Genomic DNA, 22,925 nt, shown 5'->3' on the forward strand with positions numbered 1-22,925 from the left:
CCTGGCCAACCCATGTCGAAAGCACGTCGCTGCAGGACAACATGCGGCCTGCCTGGGCTATGGTGTCGCTGGATTTTTACCGGCGCACGGACATGACCGCAGACCACGACGCAGATGGCGAACTGCTTGACGACGAGACCCTGGAGAAACTGCAGGCACTGGAAGCGCGCGCCTATGCAGCGTTCGACGAGGGCGACCTGCCCGATGCAGCCGACCTGTTCGGCGAGCTGGTCGAACTGACCCCTGGCATCCCCCACCTGCACTACATGCGCGGGTTGGCTCACAAATACCTGCGCGACTGGCCGGCATCGCTGCGGGACAACCTGTGCTCGGAACGGCTGCGCGACGCGTTCGACCAGGCCACCGCGTGGAATGCCGGCATTGCCGCCACCGGCGCGGGTGACTGGGCGGAAGCACGCAGGCAGTGGGCCCGATGCGGCATCGCCTTGCCGGAAGGTGAAGGCCCGATCGAAGGCAATTTCGGCGTCGCCTGTGTGCGCCTGAATCCGTGGTCAAGTGGCGAAACCGTCTACATGCGCCGGCTGGACCCGGTGCGTGCACGGGTAGAGAACGTGCCGTTGCCCGAGAGCGGATTCCGCTTCGGCGACATCGTGCTGCACGACGGTGCCTCCACTGGGCAACGCCTCTACGGTGAGCGCCAGGTACCGGTGTTCAATGCCATGCAACGCCTGCAGCAATCGGACATGGCCACCTATGCGGTATTCGTGCAATGCGATGCGGCCGAGGACATCACCGCGCTGCGGGCGCTGAGCCTGCCCGGCATCGGCCTGGTCGAGGACTGGACCCATTCGGTGCGCCACCTCTGCCTGCGCTGCAGCTATGGCACGCCGCACCAGCATGATGATGGCGACGCAGATGACGACGAAGGCTGGGTACGCGATCGCAACCTCGGTATTGCCGCACAAGGCCGGGCTGCGGTGGAGAAGTTGATGGCGGTGTGGACGGCGGCCGGCGCTGGCCGGGTGCTGGAGGCCATCGAACAGCGCGAGCACCCGATGAGCGACCCGAAGCCAGGCCAGGTCTGGTGGCTGGGGGAAGAGGAAGAAAGCGCGTAAGTGCAAGGACCAACGGTCCTCACCCACAGGATTCCAGGCAAAAAAAAAGCGGGCCGAAGCCCGCTTTTTCATCTGCGAAAGCGTGAGGACCAACGGTCCTCACCCACCGCACAATCGGCAATGCCGATTATTCGGCGCTGGCGCCTTCGCCTTCTTCAACGGCCTTCATCGACAGGCGGATACGGCCCTGCTTGTCGACTTCCAGCACCTTGACCTTGACCACATCGCCTTCCTTCAGCACGTCGCCGACCTTCTCGACGCGGTCGCTGGAGATCTGCGACACGTGCACCAGGCCATCCTTGCCCGGCAGGATGGTGACGAACGCACCGAAGTCCATGATCTTGGCGACCTTGCCTTCGTAGATGCGGCCCGGCTCGACGTCCGAGGTGATCTGCTCGATGCGGGCCTTGGCGGCCTGCGCAGCGATGGCATTGACCGAAGCGATGACGATGGTGCCGTCATCCTGGATGTCGATCTGGGTGCCGGTTTCCTTGGTGATGGCCTGGATGGTCGAACCACCCTTGCCGATCACTTCGCGGATCTTGTCCGGGTGGATCTTGATGGTCAGCAGACGCGGCGCGTAGTCCGACAGCTCTTCGCGCGGAGCGGTCAGGCCGTGGGCCATTTCGCCCAGGATGTGCAGACGGCCAGCCTTGGCCTGCTGCAGAGCCTGCTTCATGATCTCTTCGGTGATGCCTTCGATCTTGATGTCCATCTGCAGGGCGGAGATGCCCTCAGCGGTACCGGCCACCTTGAAGTCCATGTCGCCCAGGTGATCTTCGTCACCCAGGATGTCGGACAGGACGACGAAGCGATCGCCTTCCTTGACCAGGCCCATGGCGATACCGGCAACCGGTGCCTTCACCGGCACGCCGGCGTCCATCAGGGCCAGCGACGAACCGCAGACCGAGGCCATCGACGAGGAACCGTTCGACTCGGTGATTTCCGAGACAACGCGGATGGTGTACGGGAACGACTCCAGCGACGGCATCACTGCCAGCACGCCGCGCTTGGCCAGACGGCCGTGACCGATTTCGCGACGCTTCGGGCCCATCATGCGGCCGGTCTCACCCACCGAGTAGGGGGGGAAGTTGTAGTGGAACAGGAAGTTTTCCTTGTACTCACCGGAGACGGCATCGATGACCTGGCCATCACGGGCGGTGCCCAGGGTGATGGTCACGATGGCCTGGGTCTCGCCACGGGTGAACAGCGAGGAACCGTGGGTACGCGGCAGCACGCTGGTCTTCACCGCAATCGGGCGGACGGTGTCCAGCGCACGGCCGTCGATGCGGACCTTGGTGTCCAGCACCGAGTTGCGCATGGTGCTGTATTCCAGCTCGCCGAATTCCTTCGACAGTTCGGCCGGGTTCCAGCCTTCGGCGGCAACGCGGCCGGCCAGCGACTCGACCACGTCCTTCTTGATCGCCGAGATGGCGTCACGGCGCTGCAGCTTGTCACGCACCTGGAAGGCTTCGCCCAGGCGCGGGCCGACCGCTTCCTGCACGGCGCTGATCAGCGCGGTGTTCTTGGCCGGGGCTTCCCAGGTCGACGGCTTGGTGCCGGCTTCGACGGTCAGCTCGTTGATGGCGTTGATGACCTTCTGCATTTCGCGGTGACCGAAGGTCACGGCGCCCAGCATCACGTCTTCGGACAGCAGCGCGGCTTCGGATTCCACCATCAGCACGGCGTTGGCGGTACCGGCAACGACCAGCTCCAGCTGCGATTCCTTCAGCTCGGATACGGTCGGGTTGAGGATGTACTCACCGTCCTTGTAACCGACCTTGGCGGCAGCGATCGGGCCCTTGAACGGGGTACCGGCCAGCGACAGCGCGGCCGAAGCACCGATCAGCGCCGGGATGTCACCGTCGATCTCCGGGTTCAGCGACATCACCGTGGCGATGATCTGGACTTCGTTCTTGTAGTCTTCCGGGAACAGCGGACGGATCGGACGATCGATCAGGCGCGAGATCAGGGTTTCCTTCTCGGTCGCGCGGCCTTCGCGCTTGAAGAAGCCACCCGGGATGCGGCCACCGGCGTAGAACTTCTCCTGATAGTCGCAGGTCAGCGGGAAGAAGTCCTGGCCCTCACGCGCGCTCTTGGCGGCAACGGCGGAGACCAGCAGCACGGTGTCGTCGAACTTGACGATGACGGCGCCACCGGCCTGGCGGGCGATTTCGCCAGTCTCAAGCGTGACGGTGTGCTTGCCGTACTGGAAGGTTTTGGTGATTTTTGCCACGGATGGATGTCCTTGGGGATGCTGTCTGCGAATTGGACCGTCGGCGACCCTTGCCGCCAGCGGGTGACCGGATCGTTCCGGCCTGAATCGGGGATTGCGGTGCTACAAAACAAAACCGCGGCGCATCGCTGCGCCGCGGGGGATTCGTTGCTTAGCGACGCAGGCCAAGCTTCTCGATCAGGGCCTTGTAACGCTCGACGTCCTTCTTCTTCAGGTAGTCGAGCAGGCTGCGACGGCGGTTGACCATCTGCAGCAGGCCGCGGCGGCTGTGGTGGTCCTTCTTGTGGGTCTTGAAGTGGCCGGTCAGCAGTTCGATGCGGGCGGTCAGCAGTGCAACCTGGACTTCCGGGGAGCCGGTGTCAGCCGAGCTGCGCTTGTTGTCTTCAATGACCTTCTGGGTGTCGATCGACATTTCTTTTTTCTCAGTGATGCGTGGCCGGCAGGAACGCGCTTCGCGCACCGCCAGGCTCGCCGTGGACTACGAGGATGAAACCTGCGCAAGGCAGGCTGCCGGAAAACGGCCGCGAAATTGTAACGGGCAGGGGCCTCCGGGACAAGGTCCGGGGCTGAACCGGCCTGCCCGGGTCAGAGGTTGAAACGACGCTGCGGCGCCAGCAGCCCGCTGTCATCGACCTGGCCCAGCCCCTGGACAACCGCGTCCGGACCAAACACGGCAACCAGCCCGCGTGGCCAGGACGGATCGCGCTGGCGCTGGCCGACACAGAAGCGGTGGACCTGGTCGGCATCCAGCTCGACCCGTGGGTATTCAGCCAGGCCGGCCGCCAGCGGCAGCAGCAGCGCGTCCATGCCGGCCTCATCGCCCGCCTCGACCATCGCCCGCAGCTGGTCCAGGGTGACCATGGCCGGCTGGTGGAAGGGCTCGACCCAGAGCCGGCGCAGCGCACTGATATGGGCACCGCAGCCCAGGCTTTCACCGAGGTCACGGGCCAGGCTGCGGATGTAGGTGCCCGAGCCGCAGGTCACGCGCAGGCGCAACTGCTCCGGCTGCTGCTCCAGCACCTCGATGGCATGGACCTGGACCTCGCGCTCGGGTGCCTCGATGGCATCCCCACGGCGGGCCTTCATATACAGCGGTTCACCGCCCTGCTTCAGCGCCGAATAGATCGGGGCACGCTGGCGGATGCTGCCGGTCAGCGGCGCCAGCGCGGCCTGCAGCGCCTCGGCACTGATCTGCGGCACCGGGCGCTGCAGCAGCACCTGGCCCTCAGCATCGTCGGTGTCGGTGGTCTGGCCGAGCACGATCTCGGCGTCATAAGCCTTGGCCGAGCCCAACAGCAGGCCGGCGATCTTGGTCGCCTCGCCGAAGCACAGCGGCAACAGGCCGGTGGCCAACGGATCGAGGCTGCCGGTGTGGCCGCCCTTCTCGGCACGGAACAGGCGGCGGGCCACCTGCAGTGCGGCGTTGGAGCTCATGCCGGCGGACTTGTCGAGCAGCAGGATGCCATCCAGGCGGCGGAACTGAATTCGGGTCATGACAGGTACGGGTAGCGCCGGGCCATGCCCGGCGAGCGCGCAGCGCGGTCTGCATCAGACATCACGTTGCCGGAATGCAACAACGCCGGGCATGCCCGGCGTCGCGCGGTTATTCGTCGTCGCCTTCGCGACGCTTCTCCGCGGCCAGCGTATCGGGCAGGTCGCGCAGGATGTTGTCGATATGCTCACCGCGATCGACCGAGTCGTCGTAGTGGAAATGCAGCTCCGGCACGTGGCGCAGCTTCATCGCCCGGGCCAGGTCCATGCGCAGGCGATAGCCCAGCTCCTTCAGGCCGGCGACGGCTTCGGCCGAACGCTCGGGCATCAGTGCGGTGACGAACACCTTGGCATGGGCCATGTCACGGGTGATTTCCACGTCGGACACGCTCACCGAGGGCAACCCATGCTCACGCACGGCGTTGTGCACCAGGGTGCCGAGTTCACGGCGCAGCTGGGCGGAGACACGGTCGGTTCGGTGGAAAGTCTTGGGCACGAGGGACTCTTGGTTCAGTTGTCGCCCGACCAACGGTCGGGCGCTACTCTTGATTCAATGGTCGCCCGACCAACGGTCGGGCGCTACTACATGGTACCCGACCGTTGGTCGGGTTCTACATCATGGTAGGGCCCGACCGTTGGTCGGGCCACTGCACAGCATTACAGGGTGCGCGGCACTTCAATACGCTCGAAGCACTCGATCTGGTCACCCGGCTTGACGTCGTTGTAGGCCTTCACCGCGATACCGCATTCGGTACCGTTGCGGACTTCCTCGACGTTTTCCTTGAAGCGGCGCAACGATTCCAGCTCGCCTTCGAAGATCACCACGCTGTCGCGCAGGACGCGGATCGGCTTGTTGCGCTTGACCACGCCCTCGATGACCATGCTGCCGGCCACGGCGCCCAGCTTGGAGCTGCGGAACACGTCACGGACCTCGGCGATACCGATGATCTCTTCGCGGATCTCGACGCCCAGCAGACCGGAGGCCACCTGCTTCACCTGATCGATCACGTCATAGATGATCGAGAAGTAACGCAGGTCCACGCCGTTGGATTCGATGATGCGGCGGGCCGAAGCATCCGCACGCACATTGAAGCCGATGACGGTGGCCTTCGAAGCGGCCGCCGAATTGGCGTCCGACTCGGTGATGCCGCCCACGCCGGAGTGGATCACGTTGATGCGGATGTCTTCGTTGGACAGCGCGACCAGTGCCTGGCTCAGTGCCTGCACCGAACCCTGCACGTCGGCCTTGATGACCAGGTTGAGGACCTGCTGGCCCTCGCCCTTGCCCAGGGTCGCCATGATGTCTTCCATGCGGCTGCCAGCGGTGGCGACCAGGCGCGATTCACGGCGCTTGGTTTCACGCTGCTGGGCAACGTCCTTGGCCAGGCGCTCGTCGTCGACGACGACGAAGTCGTCACCGGCTTCCGGCACGCCGGACAGGCCCAGGACCTGTACCGGGATGGACGGCCCGGCGAACTCCGGCTGCTTGCCGGTTTCGTCGAACAGGGCACGCACGCGGCCGTACTGGATGCCGCACACCAGGTAGTCGCCCTTCTTCAGGCGGCCCTGCTGCACCAGCACCGTCGCGACCGGGCCGCGGCCCTTGTCCAGCGAGGATTCGATGACCACACCATTGGCGCGGCCTTCGTCGACGGCCTTCAGTTCCAGCAGTTCGGCCTGCACCGACACCGCGTCCAGCAGGTCGTCGATGCCCAGGCCGGTCTTGGCCGAGATCTCCACCATCTGGATGTCACCACCGAAGTCTTCGGCCACGACCTGCTCGGAGAGCAGTTCGTTCTTGACCCGCATCGGGTCGGCACCGGACTTGTCGATCTTGTTGATGGCCACGATCAGCGGCACACCCGCCGAACGGGCGTGCTGGATCGCTTCCTTGGTCTGCGGCATGACGCCGTCGTCGGCTGCAACCACCAGCACCACGATGTCGGTCAGCTTGGCACCGCGGGCACGCATCGAGGTGAACGCGGCGTGGCCCGGGGTATCCAGGAAGCTGATGACGCCCTTCGGCGTATCGACGTGGTAGGCACCGATGTGCTGGGTGATGCCGCCGGCTTCGCCGGTGGCGACCTTGGTACGGCGGATGTAATCCAGCAGCGAGGTCTTGCCGTGGTCGACGTGGCCCATGATGGTGACCACCGGCGGACGCTGCACGGCTTCGCCCTGGTTCTCGCCAGCGGAGGCGAGCAGTGCGTCTTCGGCATCGTTGTCGTTGGCACGGATGGCCTTGTGCCCCAGCTCTTCGGTGACCAGCGCGGCGGTGTCATGGTCGATGGACTGGGTGATGGTGGCCATCACGCCCATCTTGAACAGCGCCTTCACCACCTCGCCACCCTTCAGCGCGAGCTTCTGCGCCAGGTCGGCCACGGTGATGGTCTCGCCGATCGCCACTTCACGCACCACCGGCGCGGTCGGACGTTCGAAGGCGTGCGGACCAGCGTTGTTGCCACCACGCGACATGTCGCGACGGCCACCGCTCTGGTTGCGGCCACCCGGACGACCACGGTTGTTGCTGTTGTTGCTGTTGCCACGACGCGCACGGTCGGCAGCCGACAGATGCATCTGGCCGGCGAAACGGTCGCCCGGGCCACGCTCGTTGCGCGGCGCGCTGCGGTTGTTGCGGTCGTCGCTGCGCGGCGGCGGCGGCGGAGCACCACGCGGCGCAGCCGGGGCGGCAGCCGGGGCGCGCGGCGGGCGCGGCGCGGTTTCGTCGATAGGAGCGCGTACCTTGGGCTTGCTGGCAGCCAGCGCCTCGGCAGCCTTGGCAGCAGCCGCAGCCTCCTCGGCCGCCTTCTTCTCGGCTTCAGCACGCTCCTTGGCGGCAACCTCTTCCTCACGGGCACGGACGATGGCCTCGTCACGCAGACGATCCTTCTCGGCCAGCGCCTGCTGTTCGGCAAGGTTGCGGGCACGCGACTCTTCCAGCTTGCGCAGGATGTCGGCGCGCTCTTCGTCCGGAGTCATGGCGCGAGCACCATCCTTGACGTAGGTACGCTTCTGGCGCACCTCGACATTCACGGTCGTCTTGCTACGACCGGAATTGACCGTCACTTCCTGCTGCTTCCGGCGGTTGAGCGTGATCTTCTTTGCAGACTGATCGGTCTCTTCCGGGGCCTGCTCGGGCTTGCCGTGCGAACGACGAAGGAAGCCCAGGAGCTTTACCTTCTCGGAGCTGGTCACGACCTGGTCGGGACCGCTGAACTTCATGCCGGCACCGGCCAGCTGTTCCAGCAGTTTTTCGACCGGCGTGTTGACCAGTTCGGCAAGCTTGCGGATGGTGGTTTGCTGCGACATTCGGATCCTATGATCTTGTGGGCGCCCCCCCGCATGTGGAGGTGGCGCGGATTCTACGCCCTGAGCGGCTCAGGGCCCTGTTCATTGCCGGCTCATTCGCCGCGTTCCAGTCGGGCGATCTCCTCGGCACGGGCGGCCAGGATCAGCGCAGCGGCGCGCGCCTGATCCAGTCCTTCGATGCCGAAGTCCATGACCTCGTCGGCGGCCAGGTCGGACAACTCCTCGCTGGTGCGCACGCCGTGGCCGGCCAGCGCATACGCGGTGGCTTCGTCCATGCCCTTCAGGGACAGCAGGTCCTGCGCCGGCTGGCCGTCTTCAAGGCCTTCCTCGACTGCCAGGGCCTCATTGAGCAGCGCATCGCGGGCACGAGCGCGCAGCTCTTCGACGATGTCTTCGTCGAAACCTTCCACGGCCAGCAGTTCGCCGACCGGTACATATGCGATTTCCTCGACGGTGCCGAAGCCTTCGCTGACCAGGATGCCGGCGATTTCCTCGTCCACTTCCAGCTTGTCCATGAACAGCTGGCGGGCCGAAGCCTGCTCGGCCTCCGACTTGGCGGTGACCTGGTCCTGGGTCATCACGTTGAGCTGCCAGCCGGTCAGGCGGCTGGCCAGGCGCACGTTCTGGCCGCCCTTGCCGATCGCCTGGGCCAGGCGGTCTTCGGCAACGGCCAGGTCCATCGAATGCTTGTCTTCATCGACGATGATCGACTGCACTTCGGCCGGCGCCATCGCATTGATGACGAAGTTGGCCGGGTTGTCGTTCCACAGCACGATGTCCACGCGCTCGCCATTGAGCTCGTTGGACACGGCCTGCACGCGCGAACCGCGCATGCCGATGCAGGCGCCGATCGGATCGGTGCGCTGGTCGTGGGCGAGCACGGCGATCTTGGCGCGGTCACCCGGATCACGGGCACAGGCCTTGATTTCCACCAGGCCCTGGCCGACTTCCGGCACTTCCAGCTTGAACAGCTCGATCATGAATTCCGGGGCGGCGCGGCTGATGAACAGCTGCGGGCCACGCGGCTCCGAGCGCACTTCGGCCAGGTAGCCGCGCACGCGGTCACCCGCGCGCAGCACGTCGCGCGGAATGCCCTTGTCCTTCGGAATGAAGCCTTCGGCGTTGCCGCCCAGGTCGACATAGATGTTGCCGCGCTCGGCGCGCTTGACCACACCGGTGATCAGCTCGCCAACGCGGTCCTTCCATGCATCCACGACCTGCTGGCGCTCGGCTTCGCGCACGCGCTGCACGATCACCTGCTTGGCAGCCTGGGCGGCGATGCGGCCGAAATCCGGGTTTTCGATCTGCTCTTCGATGTAGTCGCCGACATCCACGCCTTCGGCTTCGTCGACGGCATCCATCAGGCGGATCTGACGGTCCGGCGATTCCATGACCACGTCATCGGCCACCACTTCCCAGCGGCGGAAGGTTTCGTAGCTGCCATCCTTGTGGTCGATGACCACGCGGGTCAGCACTTCCTCGTCGGGATAGCGCTTCTTCGCTGCCGAGGCCAGGGCGGCCTCGATGGCATCGAAGATCACTTCACGCGGCACGCCCTTCTCGTTGGCGACTGCGTCGACTACCAGCAACAGTTCCTTGCTCATTGGCTCACTCCGCGCGCGGCTTCTTTGCCGCCGGCTCGTTGGAAGAAGAATTCGTTTTCGGCTTCGGACGCTTCGGTGCCGGACCGGTCGGCTTGCTCGGGGCGAGCCCCAGCGCGACCCAGTCGGGCATGATCCGTGCCTTGTCGATGTTGTCCGCCGACACGACCACTTCGGCCTTGTCGACGATGAAGGTGATGGCGCCTGCGGCTTCGTCGATCGCCTCGATGCGGCCCTGCAGGCGACGACGGTTGTCCTGCGGCAGCTTCAGCGTGACCTTGGCCGACTCGCCGAGGTGACGGCCGAACTGCTCCAGGTTGAACAGCGGACGATCGACACCCGGCGAAGACACTTCCAGCGTGTAGTTGCCGCTGATCGGGTCTTCGACGTCCATCTGTGCCGACACTTCGCGGCTGACCCGCTCGCAGTCGTCGACATTGATGATGCGCTCCGGCTGCTCAGCCAGCGGCACGTCGATGTAAAGGCGCAGGGTCGCACCGCCGGGGGCCGGCAGATACTCAACGCCCAGCAGCTCCAGGCCCAGCGACACAACGGTCGGGGCGAGCAGATTCGCGATGTCGGTTGCCTTGTCGCTCACAGCCTGCCTTGATCTCTTGGTTGGGTGCCGGCCTTGGCCGGCGTGGAAACATGACGCCCCGGAAACGACAAAGGGCCCGCTGGGCCCCTTTTCCGGAAAGACTCCGGTGACTGGATTCCGGTTGCAACCTGCATTGCCTGCCGGTTGCGGCCCTCCTTCCGGGTGTGGACTCCCGCTGGGAGGCCGCCTTCAGGGGTACTGCTAGGCCGCTGATGATAGCGACTGCACCGCGCTGGTGCAAGGCTTGGACCCGCCTGAAACCGGCCGCTTCGCTCGCCGGGCATGGCCCGGCGCTACCGGCACGCCGCGCGGTGGTAGCGCCGGGCCATGCCCGGCGGATCGAGCGGAAGCGCAAAAGAAAAACGCCTTCGAAGCAGGACTTCGAAGGCGCATTCTTTACTTGGTAGCGGGGGCAGGATTTGAACCTGCGACCTTCGGGTTATGAGCCCGACGAGCTGCCAGACTGCTCCACCCCGCATCAGAAGCGGAATTATGAGGCATGGCTTCAAAACATGCAAGCTTTTCCTCATTCATCAAACCGGTTGGCGCCGATATGAAGTTGGTAGCGGGGGCAGGATTTGAACCTGCGACCTTCGGGTTATGAGCCCGACGAGCTGCCAGACTGCTCCACCCCGCACCGGAAGTGTTTGAACTGCTGCCCTACTCTTTCGAGGAGGGCTACCGCAACGATGTTCTGGCTGAACCGCTGCAGTGACAACTCAGGCTGCGCATATTACACGAATCGCGCAGCTTTGTGTCAACTTTTATGCAATATGCGCAAATGCCTGCTGGCACCAGACCATGATCGGGTTCCAGGCCAGGCCCAGCGCCAGCAGCGCCAGTGCATTCACGCCCAGCACCAGGCCCAGCACGCGGTCGTTGCTGCGCGGCATGGCCTCGCCCACCGGCTCATCGAAGTACATGACCTTGATGACGCGCAGGTAGTAGAAGCAGCCGACCACGGCACACAGCACGCCCAGGATGGCCAGCCACAGCAGGCCACCATTGATGGCTGCGCCCAGCACCGCCAGCTTGGTCCAGAAGCCCAGGAACGGCGGAATGCCAGCCAGCGACGCCATGATGCACAGCACCAGGCCGGCCATCCACGGGTTGCGGGCATTCAGACCCTTGAAGTCTTCGATGTTCTCGGCTTCGAAGCCGGCACGCGACAACGCGATGATCGCGCCGAAGGCCGCGGTCGACATGATCGCGTACGCCAGTGCATAGAACAGCGCGGCGGCATAGCCCTGCGAACCGCCACCGGCGATGCCCATCAGCAGGAAGCCGATGTGCGAGACCGTGGAGAACGCCAGCATGCGCTTGAGGTTGCTCTGCGCAATGGCCATCAGGTTGCCGATCACCAGCGAGACCGCGGCCAGGCCGGCAATCAGCAGCTGCAGCTCGGTCGACAGCGGGCCCACGCCCATCTCCAGCAGCCGGTAGGCCATGCCGAACGCGGCCAGCTTCGGTGCCGAGCTGATGAACAGCGCGATCGGTGCCGGGGCACCCTGGTAGACGTCGGGCAGCCACATGTGGAACGGCGCGGCACCCAGCTTGAAGGCGACGCCGGCAATCATGAACACCGCACCGGTGATCAGCAGCACGCGCTCTTCCGAGTGCGGGATGGCCTCGCGGATGACGTCCAGGTGCAGGCTGCCGGTGGCGCCGTAGATCAGCGACATACCGTACAGCAGCAGGCCCGAGGCCAGCGAACCCAGCACGATGTACTTCATCGCCGCTTCCGAGGCCAGGCCGTTCTCACGGTTGCTGGCAACCAGCGCGTACGAGCACAGCGCCAGCAGTTCCAGGCCCAGGTAGACCATCAGCAGGCTGCCGGCCGAGACCAGGATCATCATGCCGGCGGTGCCGAACAGGATCAGCACCGGGATCTCGCCCTGGAACAGGTTGCGGTCACGCAGGTAGCGCCAGCCATAGACCAGGGTCAGGCCGCTGAGCAGCACGATCCCGGTCTTCATCACGTCCGCGGCGGTATCGCGCACGAACATGCCATGGAAGACCTCCCCCTGCCCGCCCACGCCGGTGGCCAGCATGAACAGCACCACGGCCAGCGCAGCGAGCGAGAACAGGTGGGTGACGAGCTTGTTCCGGTTGCTGACGAACAGGTCGAGGATCATCAGGGCGAAGGCGCTGCCGATCAGCACCAGCTCGGGGGCGAGCGGTGGCAGGTCAGCGGCGGTCAATGGCAGCAGCGGCGAGGTGGTCATCATCAAATCCTGGAATTACAGCAGCTTGCTGGATGCGATCTGCATCGCCAGCTTCGCGATCGAGGGCTCCATCAGGTCGGTCAGCGGCTTGGGGTAGATGCCCAGGGCCAGCACGCCGATGGCGAACACGCCCAGCACCAGCCATTCGCGGCCGTTGATGTCCTTCAGTTCGGCGACATGGCTGTTGGCCACTTCGCCGAAGAAGATGCGCTTGTACAGCCACAGGGTGTAGGCGGCGCCGATGATCAGGGTGGTGGCCGCGCCCAGCGCGATCCACGGATTACGCTGGAAGGCCGCGAGGATGACCATGAACTCGCCGACGAAACCGCTGGTGCCCGGCAGGCCTGCGTTGGCCATGAAGAACAGCATGGCGAAGGTGGCAAACCAGGGCATCACGTTGACCACGCCGCCGTAATCGGCGATGCGGCGGCTGTGCATGCGGTCGTACAGCACGCCGACGCTGGAGAACATCGCGCCGGACACGAAGCCGTGCGAGATCATCTGCACCATCGCGCCCTGTAGGCCCAGACGGGCCGCATCGGCGTTGCCAGCTTCGCGCACCAGCCACAGGGCGATGAAGGTACCCAGGGTGACAAAGCCCATGTGCGCGATCGACGAATAGGCGATCAGCTTCTTCATGTCGTCCTGCACCAGCGCGACCAGGCCGACGTAGATCACCGCGATCAGCGACAGCGCGATCACCAGCCAGGCCCATTCCTGCGACGCGTCCGGGACGATCGGCAGGTTGAAGCGCAGGAAGCCGTAGCCACCGATCTTCAGGGCGATGGCAGCCAGGATCACCGAACCGGCGGTCGGCGCTTCCACGTGGGCGTCAGGCAGCCAGGTGTGGACCGGGAACATCGGCACCTTGACCGCGAAGGCGATCAGGAAGGCGAAGAAGATCCAGGTCTGTTCCTTGGCCGACAGCGGCAGCGCGTACAGGTCGGCCAGCTGGAAGCTGCCGCCCTTCATGTACAGGTAGATCAGCGCCACCAGCATCAGCACCGAGCCAAGGAAGGTGTACAGGAAGAACTTCAGCGCGGCGTAGATGCGGCGCGGGCCGCCCCAGACACCGATGATCAGGAACATCGGGATCAGCATCGCTTCGAAGAACACGTAGAACAGCATCGCGTCCGTTGCGGCGAAGATACCGACGGTGACACCTTCCAGAATCAGGAAGGCGGCCACGTACTGGTTGACGCGCTTGTCGATCGCGCTCCAGGCACCGATCAGGGCAAGCACGCTGACCAGTGTGGTCAGCAGGATCAGCGCCACGGCAATGCCGTCCACGCCCAGGTTGTAGCCGATCTTGTACGCCGGGATCCAGGCATGGGTCTCGACGAACTGCATGCCGTCGACACCCGCGTTGTAGCCGCTCAGCAGCGAGAGGCTCGCCACGAAGGTCAGCACGGCGACGCCCAGGGACGCCCAGCGGGCGGTCTGCGCATCACGGATCGCAAGGATCAGGGCACCACCGATGATCGGCAGCCAGATGAGGACACTGAGTAGAGGCCAGTTCGACACGTCTTCTTATTCCGTACAGGTCATCAACGCAGGTAATGCATCAGCACGCCCAGAAGGGCAATAAGGCCGATGATCATCGCGAAGGCGTAGTGATAGAGGAAACCGGATTGGGTACGACGCAGCACGCCGGCTGCAACGTCCACAACACGTGCCGAAAGATTGACCACGCCGTCGACGATGTTGCTGTCGATCCAGCGCGAGACCTTGCCCAGCTTGACACCGCCACCGGCAAAGCCATCGATCCACAGCTTGTCGAAGCCGTACTTGTTTTCCAGCACCGACACCAGCGGAGCAAAGGTCTTGCGCGCCTTGCCCGACAGGTCCGGCTTCCACAGGTAGAACAACGCGGCCAGCAGGAAGCCTGCCAGTGTCAGCCAGAACGGCGGCAGCATCATGCCGTGCAGGGCGAACGCGACCGGGCCATGGAACTCCTCACCGAGGAAGGCAACGGTGTTCTTGGCCGGATCGTAGAAGTCCACGACACCGGTGAAGAACGTCTGCGCCTGGCCCTTGATCGCTTCATGCGCATGGTGGCCGGCCCAGTCGGTGCCGTGCAGCATCGGACCGATGCTGAAGAAACCGATGGCGATCGAGGGGATGGCCAGCAGGATCAGCGGCAGGGTCACCACCCACGGGGTTTCGTGCGGCTCATGCGGACCGTGGCCATGGCCGTGGTCGTCATGGGCATCGCCGTGGTGAGCATCAGCATGGTGGGTGTCGGCGGCGTGGTGATCGTCATGGCCATGGCCGTGATCATCGTGCGCGTCGCGGAAGCGTTCCTTGCCATGGAAGGTCAGGAACAGCAGGCGGAAGCTGTAGAAGCTGGTCACCAGCACGCCACCCAGCACTGCCCAGTAGCCATAGGTGGCCACCCAGCTGTTCTGCATGTGGGCGTGGATCTCGGCCGCCTCGATGATGGTGTCCTTCGAGTAGAAGCCGGAGAAGAAAGGCGTACCGACCAGCGCCAGGGTACCGATCCACATGGTAACGAAGGTGATCGGCATGTACTTGCGCAGGCCGCCCATCTTGCGCATGTCCTGCTCGTGGTGCATCGCGATGATGACCGAACCGGCACCCAGGAACAGCAGCGCCTTGAAGAAGGCATGGGTCATCAGGTGGAACACGGCGGCCGAGTAGGCCGACACACCCAGTGCGACGGTCATGTAGCCCAGCTGGGACAGCGTGGAGTACGCGACGACACGCTTGATGTCGTTCTGCACGATGCCGATCAGGCCGGTGAAGAAGGCCGTGGTGGCACCGATGAACAGGATGAAGTTCAACGCGGTCTGCGACAGCTCGAACAGCGGCGACATGCGGGTGACCATGAAGATACCGGCGGTCACCATCGTCGCGGCGTGGATCAGTGCCGAGATCGGGGTCGGGCCTTCCATCGAGTCCGGCAGCCACACGTGCAGCGGAACCTGGGCCGACTTGCCCATCGCACCGATGAACAGGCAGATGCAGATGACGGTGGCGATCGACCAGATCACCGGCTCGTTCAGCAGCTGCATGCCGAACATGGTGCCGTCCCAGATCTGCAACTGGGCGCGCGGGTCGGCCAGCATGCCGGCCTGCGAGAACACCTGCGAGTAATCCAGGGTGCCGAACACCCACAGCACGCCGGCGATACCGAGCAGGAAGCCGAAGTCACCGACGCGGTTGACCAGGAACGCCTTCATGTTGGCGAAGATCGCGGTCGGGCGCTTGAACCAGAAGCCGATCAGCAGGTACGACACCAGGCCCACCGCTTCCCAGCCGAAGAACAGCTGCAGGAAGTTGTTGCTCATCACCAGGGTGAGCATCGAGAAGGTGAACAGCGAGATGTAGCTGAAGAACCGCTGGTAGCCCGGATCGTCCTGCATGTAGCCAATCGTGTAGATGTGGACCAGCAGCGACACGAAGGTCACCACCACCATCATCATCGCGGTCAGCTTGTCGACCATGAAGCCGACATGGGCCGAGTACTGGCCGACTTCGAAGAACGTGTAGATGTTCTGGTTGAACGGCTGCGCACCGCCCCACAGCAGCTGGTAGAGCGTGTACATCGACAGGCCGCAGGCCACCGCGACGCCGAGGATGGTGATGGTCTGCGCGCCGAAGCGCTTGACCTGGCGACCGAACAGGCCGGCGATGATGCTGCCGAACAGCGGTGCAAGCACCACTGCGATCAACAGACTCTTGGAGAGAGTGATTTCCATCTGTGGATCAGCCCTTCAACGAATCGACTTCGCCGACATTGATCGTGCGTCGGGTACGGAACAGGGTCACCAGGATCGCCAGGCCGATGGCGGCTTCCGCGGCGGCGACGGTCAGGATGAAGAACACGAACAGCTGGCCGGACGGATCGCCCAACTGACGCGAGAACGCGACGAAATTGACGTTCACCGACAACAGCATCAGCTCGATCGACATCAACAGGACGATGACGTTCTTCCGGTTGAGGAAGATGCCGGCCAGGCTGATGGCGAACAGCACCGCGCCAAGCGCAAGCATGTGGCCAAGGGTAATCACGGCTGGGTCTCCTCGCCGGTGGCCGGCTTGCTGTTGCTGTGCACGACCGGCGCTTCGGCGCCCATCTTGACCATGCGCAGGCGCTGGTCGGCCTTGACCATGGTCTGCTCACCCGGGTTCTGGCTCTTCACGCCGGTACGGCGACGCAGGGTCAGCATCACGGCGGCAACCACGGCCACGGTCAGGATGACTGCAGCGAACTCGAACGGCAGCAGGTACTCGGTGAACAGCGTACGCGCCAGCCAGGTGACGTTGGAGCTGTCGGCGGCCAGCGCGGCGGCGTTGTCGGCCGGGAACGGGGTGACCGCCCTGCCCTTCACGCCGATCAGGATCAGCATCTGCACCAGCATCGCCACGGCCACGATGAGGCCGACCGGCAGGTAGCGCACCCAACCCTCACGCAGCTTGGTGGGATCGATGTCGAGCATCATCACCACGAACAGGAACAGCACCATTACAGCGCCGACATACACCAGCACCAGTGCCACGCCGAGGAACTCGGCACCGACCAGCAGCCACACGCAGGCGATGGAGAAGAAGGTCAGCACCAGACACAGAACGGCATGCACCGGATTGCGCACGCTGATCACCGCACCGGCCGAAACCGTTGCCGCGATGGCGAAGACCCAGAAAGCGATATTTACCCAATCCATCTCTCGACCTCAGCGGTAAGCGGCATCGGCGGCGCGACGCTCGGCGATCTCGGACTCGAGACGGTCGCCCAGGGCCAGCAGCTGCGGCTTGGTAACGATGTTTTCGCCACGATTCTCGAAGTGATACTCGAGGATGTGGGTTTCGACGATCGAGTCCACCGGGCAGCTTTCTTCGCAGAAGCCGCAGAAGATGCACTTGAACAGATCGATGTCATAGCGCGTGGTACGGCGGGTGCCGTCTTCGCGCTTGGCCGAGTCGATGGTGATGGCCAATGCAGGGCACACCGCTTCGCACAGCTTGCAGGCGATGCAGCGCTCTTCACCGTTGGGGTAACGGCGCAGGGCGTGCAGTCCACGGAAGCGCGGCGACTGCGGGAACTTCTCCATCGGGTACATCATCGTGTACTTGGGCTTGAAGCTGTACTTCAGCGTCAGCCAAAGGCCGCCCAGCAGTTCGAGCAGCAGCAGGCTCTTGAAGTAATGGGTAATCCTGTTCATCACTTAGACGCCCTTTTGAATCACGCCGAAGAACACCATGACGGCGGTAACCGCGATCCACAGAATGGCCAGCGGGATGAAGACCTTCCAGCCCAGGCGCATGATCTGGTCATAGCGGAAGCGCGGGAAGCTGGCACGGAACCAGATGTAGGCACTGGCGAAGAAGAACACCTTGACGAACAGCCACGGTGCACCGCCCTTCCAGATCCAGTCGACCAGCGGCGAGATATCGCCCGGGTTGACCCAGCCCTGGATCGGGCTCAGCCAGCCGCCGAGGAAGAAGATCGAGATCAGGAAGCTGATCAGGATCATGTTGGCGTATTCGGCCAGGAAGAACAGCGCGAACGCACCGCCCGAGTACTCGACCATGTGACCGGCGACGATTTCCGATTCACCTTCCACCACGTCGAACGGCGCGCGGTTGGTTTCGGCAACGCCCGACACCCAGTAGATGACGAACAGCGGGAACAGCGGCAGCAGGAACCAGTCGAAGAAACCGGAATTGCCGGCCTGCGCCATCACGATGTTGCTCAGGTTCAGGCTGCCCGACGCGATCATCACGCCGACCAGAGCGAAGCCCATGGCGATTTCGTAGCTGATCATCTGCGCCGAGGCGCGCATCGCACCCAGGAACGCATACTTCGAGTTGGATGCCCAACCGGCCAGGATGATGCCGTAGATGCCCAGCGAGGTCATCGCCAGCAGGTACAGCAGGCCGGCGTTGGCGTTGGACAGCACGATCTGCGAATCGAAGGGGACCACCGACCAGGCCGCGAAGGCCGGAGCCAGGGTGATCAGCGGCGCCAGCAGGTAGATCGCCTTGTTGGCGCTGCTCGGCTGGACCACTTCCTTGAACAGCAGTTTGAAGACGTCGGCGAAGGCCTGGAAGATGCCCATGCCTACGTACATCGGGCCGTGGCGGACGTGCATCCAGCCGATCAGCTTGCGTTCCCAGACCACGTAGAAAGCCACCGAGACGATCACCGGAACGGTGATCACCAGGATCTTCAGGATGATCCAGATCAGCGCGCCGATGTCACCAAGGCCGAGCAGCCACTGGTGCAGCGGGTCGACCGCGTTCAACAGCAATTCGTTCATGCAGCCACCACCGTTACGCGAGCGGCACCCAGCGGCGCGGTCGCGCCGTGGCCCGATTCAATCCAGACCGAACCCGCAGCGACGCGGGCGTCGATCACCACCGGCAGGGTGGCCTTGCCGGCATCGGTGCCGACCTTGGCCATCTGCCCTTCCTGCAGCTGCAGGCGAGCGGCATCTTCAGCGTTCAGCACGATGCGCAGGGCGTTGTTGAGCGGATGCGACTGCAGCGCCGGGGCGCGACGGACCACCGCATCGGTGCGGTAGATCGCGGCGGTCGAAGTCACTTCCAGGCCTTCGCCAGCAACCACCGGCTGCGCCGAAGCGGCAACGGTGACCGACACCGGGGCCAGGCTGGCGCGCAGGCCGGCCAGGTCGGTGAAGTCGAAACCGGCTACCGCCAGCTCGCCGCCCAGGGCGCGCAGCACGCGCCAGCCCTCACGAGCCTCGCCCGGCAGCTTGCCGCCGGCACGGGCCGACTGCTCGCGACCATCGAGGTTGGTCAGGGTGGCGTCGATTTCCGGCAGCGCACCGATCGGCAGGATCACGTCGGCAACGTCGCGGGTGGAGACGCAGGCGAACTGGCTGAAGGCCACCACCTGGGCACCGACCAGCGCCTTGCGCGCGGCGGGAGCGTCGGCGAAGTCCAGACCCGGCTCCAGGCCGTACACCACGTAGGCCTGGCGCGGCTGCGCCAGCATTGCGGCGACGTCCTTGCCGGCCGGCAGCACGCCTGCGCGGGTCAGGCCAACGGCGTTGGCACCCTGCGGGATGCGGCACAGCTTGGCACCGGTCGCAGCGGCGAAGTCACGCGCGGCGGCGCGGATCGCGGCAGCCTGCGGGTGGTTTTCGGCGATGCCACCGACGATCAGCACGGTGTTGTTGCCGCCCTGCACTGCCGAACGCAGCTCGGCGTTGGCCAGCGCGTCGACGAACTTCGACGGTGCGACGATCTGCTTGCCGGCGATGCTGAAGGCGAAGTCGAAGTCCACCGGGTTGACGACGTGGATCTTCGCGCCGTTGGTGGTCTGCGCCTTGCGCAGGCGGGCGTGCAGCAGCGGCAGTTCGTGGCGGATGTTGCTGCCCAGAACGACGATGCGGTCGGCGCCTTCGATCTCGGCCAGCGGCAGGCCGAACACTTCGGCGGTTGCAGCGTCGGAGAAATCGCGGTTGTTGATGCGGTGGTCGATGTTGCTCGAGCCCAGGCCCTTGGCCAGGCGGGCCAGCAGCGCGCCTTCCTCGTTCGAGGTGGACGGATGCACCAGCACGCCCAGGTTGTCGCCCTGGTTGGCCTTGAGAATCTCGGCAGCGGCGGCCAGGCCTTCGGCCCAGCTCACTTCCTTCCACTCGCCATTGACCTTGCGCAGCGGCTTGACCGCACGGTCTTCGCTGTACAGGCCCTGGTGCGAGTAGCGGTCACGGTCGGACAGCCAGCACTCGTTCACGGCTTCGTTGTCGCGCGGCACGGTGCGCAGCACTTCGCCGCGACGCACGTGCAGGAACAGGTTCGAACCCATGGCGTCGTGGTAGCCCAGCGATTCGCGCGCGGTCAGCTCCCACGGGCGGGCGCGGAACTGGAACACCTTGTTGGTGAGTGCACCGACCGGGCAGACGTCGACGACGTTGCCGGACAGCTCGGTGGTCAGCGGCTTGCCGTCGAAGGTACCGATCTGCAGGTTCTCACCGCGGTACATGCCACCCAGTTCATAGGTACCGGCAACGTCGGCGGTGAAGCGGACGCAGCGGGTGCACTGGATGCAGCGGGTCATCTCGGTGGCGACCAGCGGGCCCATGTCCTCGTCCGGCACCACGCGCTTGCGCTCGTTGAAGCGGCTGACCGAACGGCCATAGCCCAGCGACACGTCCTGCAGCTCGCACTCGCCGCCCTGATCACAGATCGGGCAGTCCAGCGGGTGGTTGATGAGCAGGAACTCCATCACCGAGCGCTGGAACTTCAGTGCCTTCTCGCTGCGGGTGGCGACCTTCATGCCGTCCATCACAGGGGTGGCGCAGGCCGGCGCCGGCTTCGGCGACTTCTCCACGTCCACCAGGCACATGCGGCAGTTGGCAGCGATCGGCAGCTTCTCGTGGTAGCAGAAGCGCGGAATCGAAATGCCGGCCTTGTCGGCGGCCTGGATGATCATCGAACCCTTGGGCACGACCAGCGACTTGCCATCGATCTCGATGGTCACGTGATCCGGTGGCACGCTCGGGTTTACGGGTTGCGCGCTCATGCGGCGGCTGCCTCCACCTTCTTGCCGTCAACCATCGAATGACCGTTGACGATGTAGTACTCGAATTCGTCCCAGAACTGGCGCAGGAAGCCCTGGATGGGCCATGCAGCCGCTTCACCGAACGCACAGATGGTGTGGCCTTCGATCTGGCCGGCCACCGCCTTCAGCTGGTGCAGGTCTTCCATCGTGGCCTTGCCGGCGACGATGCGCTCCAGCACGCGGTGCATCCAGCCGGTACCTTCACGGCACGGGGTGCACTGGCCACAGGATTCCTTGTGGAAGAACTGGCTGATGCGGCAGGCGAACTTGACGCAGCAGACGCTGTCGTCAAGCACCACGATCGCACCCGAACCCAGGCCGGAGCCCAGCGCACGGATGGTGTCGTAGTCCATCGGCAGGTCCTTCAGCTCGGCCGCGGTCAGCACCGGCATCGACACGCCGCCCGGAATCGCGCCCTTCAGGGTGCGGCCCGGACGCAGGCCACCGGCCATCTGCAGCAGATCGTGGAACGTGGTGCCCAGCGGCACTTCGAAGTTGCCGCCGTTCTGCACGCAGCCGGATACCGAGAAGCACTTCGGACCGCCGTTGGCGGTCAGGCTCAGGCCCTTGAACCACTCCGGACCGTTGCGGATGATCGCCGGCACCGAACCATAGGTTTCGGTGTTGTTGATCGTCGACGGCTTGCCGTACAGGCCGAAGTTGGCCGGGAACGGCGGCTTGTAGCGCGGCTGGCCCTTCTTGCCTTCCAGCGATTCCATCAGCGCGGTTTCTTCGCCGCAGATGTACGCGCCGGCGCCCAGCGCACCGTAGATGTCGATGTCCACGCCCGAGCCCATCACGTTCTTGCCCAGCCAGCCATTTGCATAGGCGTCGGCCAGGGCCTGCTCGAAGTGCTCGAACGGCTCGTGGTGGAACTCACCGCGCAGGTAGTTGTAACCCACGGTCGAACCGGTGGCGTAGCAGGCGATCGCCATGCCTTCCACCACCGAATGCGGGTTGTAGCGCAGGATGTCGCGGTCCTTGCAGGTGCCCGGCTCGGATTCATCCGAGTTGCAGAGGATGTACTTCTGCATGTTGCCCTTGGGCATGAAGGACCACTTCAGGCCGGTCGGGAAGCCTGCGCCACCGCGGCCGCGCAGGCCCGAGGCCTTGACCATCTCGATGACCTGCTCCGGCGGGATCTTCTCTTCGAGGATCTTGCGCAGGGCGGCATAGCCACCAGTCTTCAGGTAGCTTTCGTACGACCACGGGGTGTCGTAATGCAGGGTGGTGTAGACCACCTGGTGCGGCAGCGGCGCGGGGCCGACCGGACCCTTGGATTCGTGGTGATGTGCCATGCCCTTACTCCAGCCCGTCCAGCAGCTCGTCGACCTTTTCCAGGGTCAGACGCTCATGGTAGTGACCGTTGATGACCATCATCGGTGCGCCACCGCAGCCAGCGAGGCACTCTTCCTCGCGCTTGAGGTAGACGCGGCCGTCCGCGGTCGATTCACCGTGCTTGATGCCCAGCTTCTTCTCGCAATGGCGGACGATGTCCTCGGCGCCATTGAGCCAGCAGCTGATGTTGGTGCAGATGGCCACGTTGTTGCGGCCCACCTTCTCGGTCTCGAACATCGAGTAGAAGCTGGCGACCTCGTAGGCCCACACCGGCGGCAGGTCGAGATACTTGGCCACGCCGGCGATCAGCTCGTCGGTCAACCAGCCCTCGTTCTGCTCCTGGGCCGCGTGCAGGCCCTGCAGCACGGCAGAGCGCTTGCGGTCCGGCGGGAACTTGGACAGCCAGTGATCGATGTGAGCGCGCGTCTTGTCGCTCAGCACCACCATCGGGTCGACGTCGCGCGCCGCCTCGAAATTACCTGTCGCCTTCATCGGCC

The 22,925-nt window shown here is 64.6% G+C and carries 18 protein-coding genes and 2 tRNA genes; 1 reads left to right on the forward strand and 19 read right to left on the reverse strand.

Features of this window, described 5'->3' with window-relative positions; translation table 11 throughout:
- Positions 1-92: 92 nt before the first annotated feature.
- Positions 93-1,076 (forward strand): tetratricopeptide repeat protein, encoded by a 984-nt coding sequence (locus SMAL_RS14295; protein ID WP_050767051.1) that lies wholly within the window; start codon positions 93-95, stop codon positions 1,074-1,076.
- A 127-nt stretch (positions 1,077-1,203) separates the two neighbouring features.
- On the opposite strand, the gene pnp is transcribed toward SMAL_RS14295, so the two are convergent.
- The 19 genes from pnp to nuoE form a co-directional block, all read right to left on the reverse strand.
- A complete protein-coding gene (pnp, locus tag SMAL_RS14300) occupies positions 1,204-3,312 on the reverse strand; it encodes a polyribonucleotide nucleotidyltransferase (RefSeq protein ID WP_012511700.1) in 2,109 nt (702 codons plus the stop codon).
- A gap of 151 nt (positions 3,313-3,463) precedes the next feature.
- Positions 3,464-3,724 (reverse strand): 30S ribosomal protein S15, encoded by a 261-nt coding sequence (gene rpsO, locus SMAL_RS14305; protein ID WP_005410445.1) that lies wholly within the window; start codon positions 3,722-3,724, stop codon positions 3,464-3,466.
- 173 nt (positions 3,725-3,897) lie between these two features.
- The gene (gene truB, locus SMAL_RS14310) at positions 3,898-4,806 is read right to left on the reverse strand and encodes a tRNA pseudouridine(55) synthase TruB (protein WP_012511701.1); all 909 of its coding nucleotides are present in this window, start codon (positions 4,804-4,806) and stop codon (positions 3,898-3,900) included.
- Between the two features lie 109 nt (positions 4,807-4,915).
- Positions 4,916-5,299 carry a 30S ribosome-binding factor RbfA gene (gene rbfA, locus SMAL_RS14315; RefSeq protein WP_012511702.1) on the reverse strand — a complete coding sequence of 128 codons (384 nt, stop codon included), beginning with the start codon at positions 5,297-5,299 and terminating at the stop codon, positions 4,916-4,918.
- A 161-nt stretch (positions 5,300-5,460) separates the two neighbouring features.
- The gene (infB, locus tag SMAL_RS14320) at positions 5,461-8,112 is read right to left on the reverse strand and encodes a translation initiation factor IF-2 (protein ID WP_012511703.1); all 2,652 of its coding nucleotides are present in this window, start codon (positions 8,110-8,112) and stop codon (positions 5,461-5,463) included.
- Between the two features lie 92 nt (positions 8,113-8,204).
- A complete protein-coding gene (nusA, locus tag SMAL_RS14325; protein WP_006381058.1) occupies positions 8,205-9,716 on the reverse strand; it encodes a transcription termination factor NusA in 1,512 nt (503 codons plus the stop codon).
- 4 nt (positions 9,717-9,720) lie between these two features.
- Positions 9,721-10,311 (reverse strand): ribosome maturation factor RimP, encoded by a 591-nt coding sequence (gene rimP, locus SMAL_RS14330; protein WP_006381060.1) that lies wholly within the window; start codon positions 10,309-10,311, stop codon positions 9,721-9,723.
- Positions 10,312-10,712: 401 nt separating this feature from the next.
- Positions 10,713-10,789 (reverse strand) — tRNA-Met (locus SMAL_RS14335).
- Between the two features lie 82 nt (positions 10,790-10,871).
- Positions 10,872-10,948: transfer RNA gene (locus SMAL_RS14340), tRNA-Met, on the reverse strand.
- 127 nt (positions 10,949-11,075) lie between these two features.
- Positions 11,076-12,536, reverse strand: a complete 1,461-nt coding sequence (gene nuoN / locus SMAL_RS14345; protein WP_012511704.1) for an NADH-quinone oxidoreductase subunit NuoN — start codon at positions 12,534-12,536, stop codon at positions 11,076-11,078.
- Positions 12,537-12,551: 15 nt separating this feature from the next.
- Positions 12,552-14,060 carry an NADH-quinone oxidoreductase subunit M gene (locus tag SMAL_RS14350; RefSeq protein WP_006381122.1) on the reverse strand — a complete coding sequence of 503 codons (1,509 nt, stop codon included), beginning with the start codon at positions 14,058-14,060 and terminating at the stop codon, positions 12,552-12,554.
- A gap of 23 nt (positions 14,061-14,083) precedes the next feature.
- A complete protein-coding gene (gene nuoL / locus SMAL_RS14355; protein WP_012511705.1) occupies positions 14,084-16,258 on the reverse strand; it encodes an NADH-quinone oxidoreductase subunit L in 2,175 nt (724 codons plus the stop codon).
- Between the two features lie 7 nt (positions 16,259-16,265).
- Positions 16,266-16,571, reverse strand: a complete 306-nt coding sequence (nuoK, locus tag SMAL_RS14360) for an NADH-quinone oxidoreductase subunit NuoK (RefSeq protein WP_006381125.1) — start codon at positions 16,569-16,571, stop codon at positions 16,266-16,268.
- A complete protein-coding gene (locus SMAL_RS14365; protein WP_006381127.1) occupies positions 16,568-17,224 on the reverse strand; it encodes an NADH-quinone oxidoreductase subunit J in 657 nt (218 codons plus the stop codon). The genes nuoK and SMAL_RS14365 overlap by 4 nt, the downstream gene beginning before the upstream one ends.
- Positions 17,225-17,233: 9 nt before the next feature.
- Positions 17,234-17,722, reverse strand: a complete 489-nt coding sequence (gene nuoI / locus SMAL_RS14370; protein WP_006381128.1) for an NADH-quinone oxidoreductase subunit NuoI — start codon at positions 17,720-17,722, stop codon at positions 17,234-17,236.
- Between the two features lie 3 nt (positions 17,723-17,725).
- Positions 17,726-18,820 (reverse strand): NADH-quinone oxidoreductase subunit NuoH, encoded by a 1,095-nt coding sequence (gene nuoH / locus SMAL_RS14375; protein ID WP_012511706.1) that lies wholly within the window; start codon positions 18,818-18,820, stop codon positions 17,726-17,728.
- On the reverse strand, positions 18,817-21,051 hold the full coding sequence (gene nuoG / locus SMAL_RS14380; protein ID WP_012511707.1) for an NADH-quinone oxidoreductase subunit NuoG: 2,235 nt from the start codon (positions 21,049-21,051) through the stop codon (positions 18,817-18,819). The genes nuoH and nuoG overlap by 4 nt, the downstream gene beginning before the upstream one ends.
- Entirely contained in the window at positions 21,048-22,388 is a 1,341-nt protein-coding gene (gene nuoF / locus SMAL_RS14385; protein ID WP_012511708.1) for an NADH-quinone oxidoreductase subunit NuoF, read from the reverse strand. The genes nuoG and nuoF overlap by 4 nt, the downstream gene beginning before the upstream one ends.
- Before the next feature lie 4 nt (positions 22,389-22,392).
- A complete protein-coding gene (gene nuoE / locus SMAL_RS14390; RefSeq protein WP_012511709.1) occupies positions 22,393-22,920 on the reverse strand; it encodes an NADH-quinone oxidoreductase subunit NuoE in 528 nt (175 codons plus the stop codon).
- Positions 22,921-22,925: the final 5 nt, after the last annotated feature.

Source organism: Stenotrophomonas maltophilia R551-3, from assembly GCF_000020665.1.
GTDB classification, from domain to species: Bacteria; Pseudomonadota; Gammaproteobacteria; order Xanthomonadales; family Xanthomonadaceae; genus Stenotrophomonas; species Stenotrophomonas maltophilia_L.

Coding starts and splice junctions, on each gene's coding strand:
- SMAL_RS14295 (WP_050767051.1), top strand. CDS start 93: ATGACCGCAGACCACGACGCAGATGGCGAACTGCTTGACGACGAGACC.
- nuoG (WP_012511707.1), bottom strand. CDS start 21,051: ATGAGCGCGCAACCCGTAAACCCGAGCGTGCCACCGGATCACGTGACC.
- truB (WP_012511701.1), bottom strand. CDS start 4,806: ATGACCCGAATTCAGTTCCGCCGCCTGGATGGCATCCTGCTGCTCGAC.
- nuoF (WP_012511708.1), bottom strand. CDS start 22,388: ATGGCACATCACCACGAATCCAAGGGTCCGGTCGGCCCCGCGCCGCTG.
- nuoI (WP_006381128.1), bottom strand. CDS start 17,722: ATGAACAGGATTACCCATTACTTCAAGAGCCTGCTGCTGCTCGAACTG.
- nuoN (WP_012511704.1), bottom strand. CDS start 12,536: ATGACCACCTCGCCGCTGCTGCCATTGACCGCCGCTGACCTGCCACCG.
- SMAL_RS14365 (WP_006381127.1), bottom strand. CDS start 17,224: ATGGATTGGGTAAATATCGCTTTCTGGGTCTTCGCCATCGCGGCAACG.
- infB (WP_012511703.1), bottom strand. CDS start 8,112: ATGTCGCAGCAAACCACCATCCGCAAGCTTGCCGAACTGGTCAACACG.
- nusA (WP_006381058.1), bottom strand. CDS start 9,716: ATGAGCAAGGAACTGTTGCTGGTAGTCGACGCAGTCGCCAACGAGAAG.
- nuoL (WP_012511705.1), bottom strand. CDS start 16,258: ATGGAAATCACTCTCTCCAAGAGTCTGTTGATCGCAGTGGTGCTTGCA.
- nuoH (WP_012511706.1), bottom strand. CDS start 18,820: ATGAACGAATTGCTGTTGAACGCGGTCGACCCGCTGCACCAGTGGCTG.
- nuoE (WP_012511709.1), bottom strand. CDS start 22,920: ATGAAGGCGACAGGTAATTTCGAGGCGGCGCGCGACGTCGACCCGATG.
- rpsO (WP_005410445.1), bottom strand. CDS start 3,724: ATGTCGATCGACACCCAGAAGGTCATTGAAGACAACAAGCGCAGCTCG.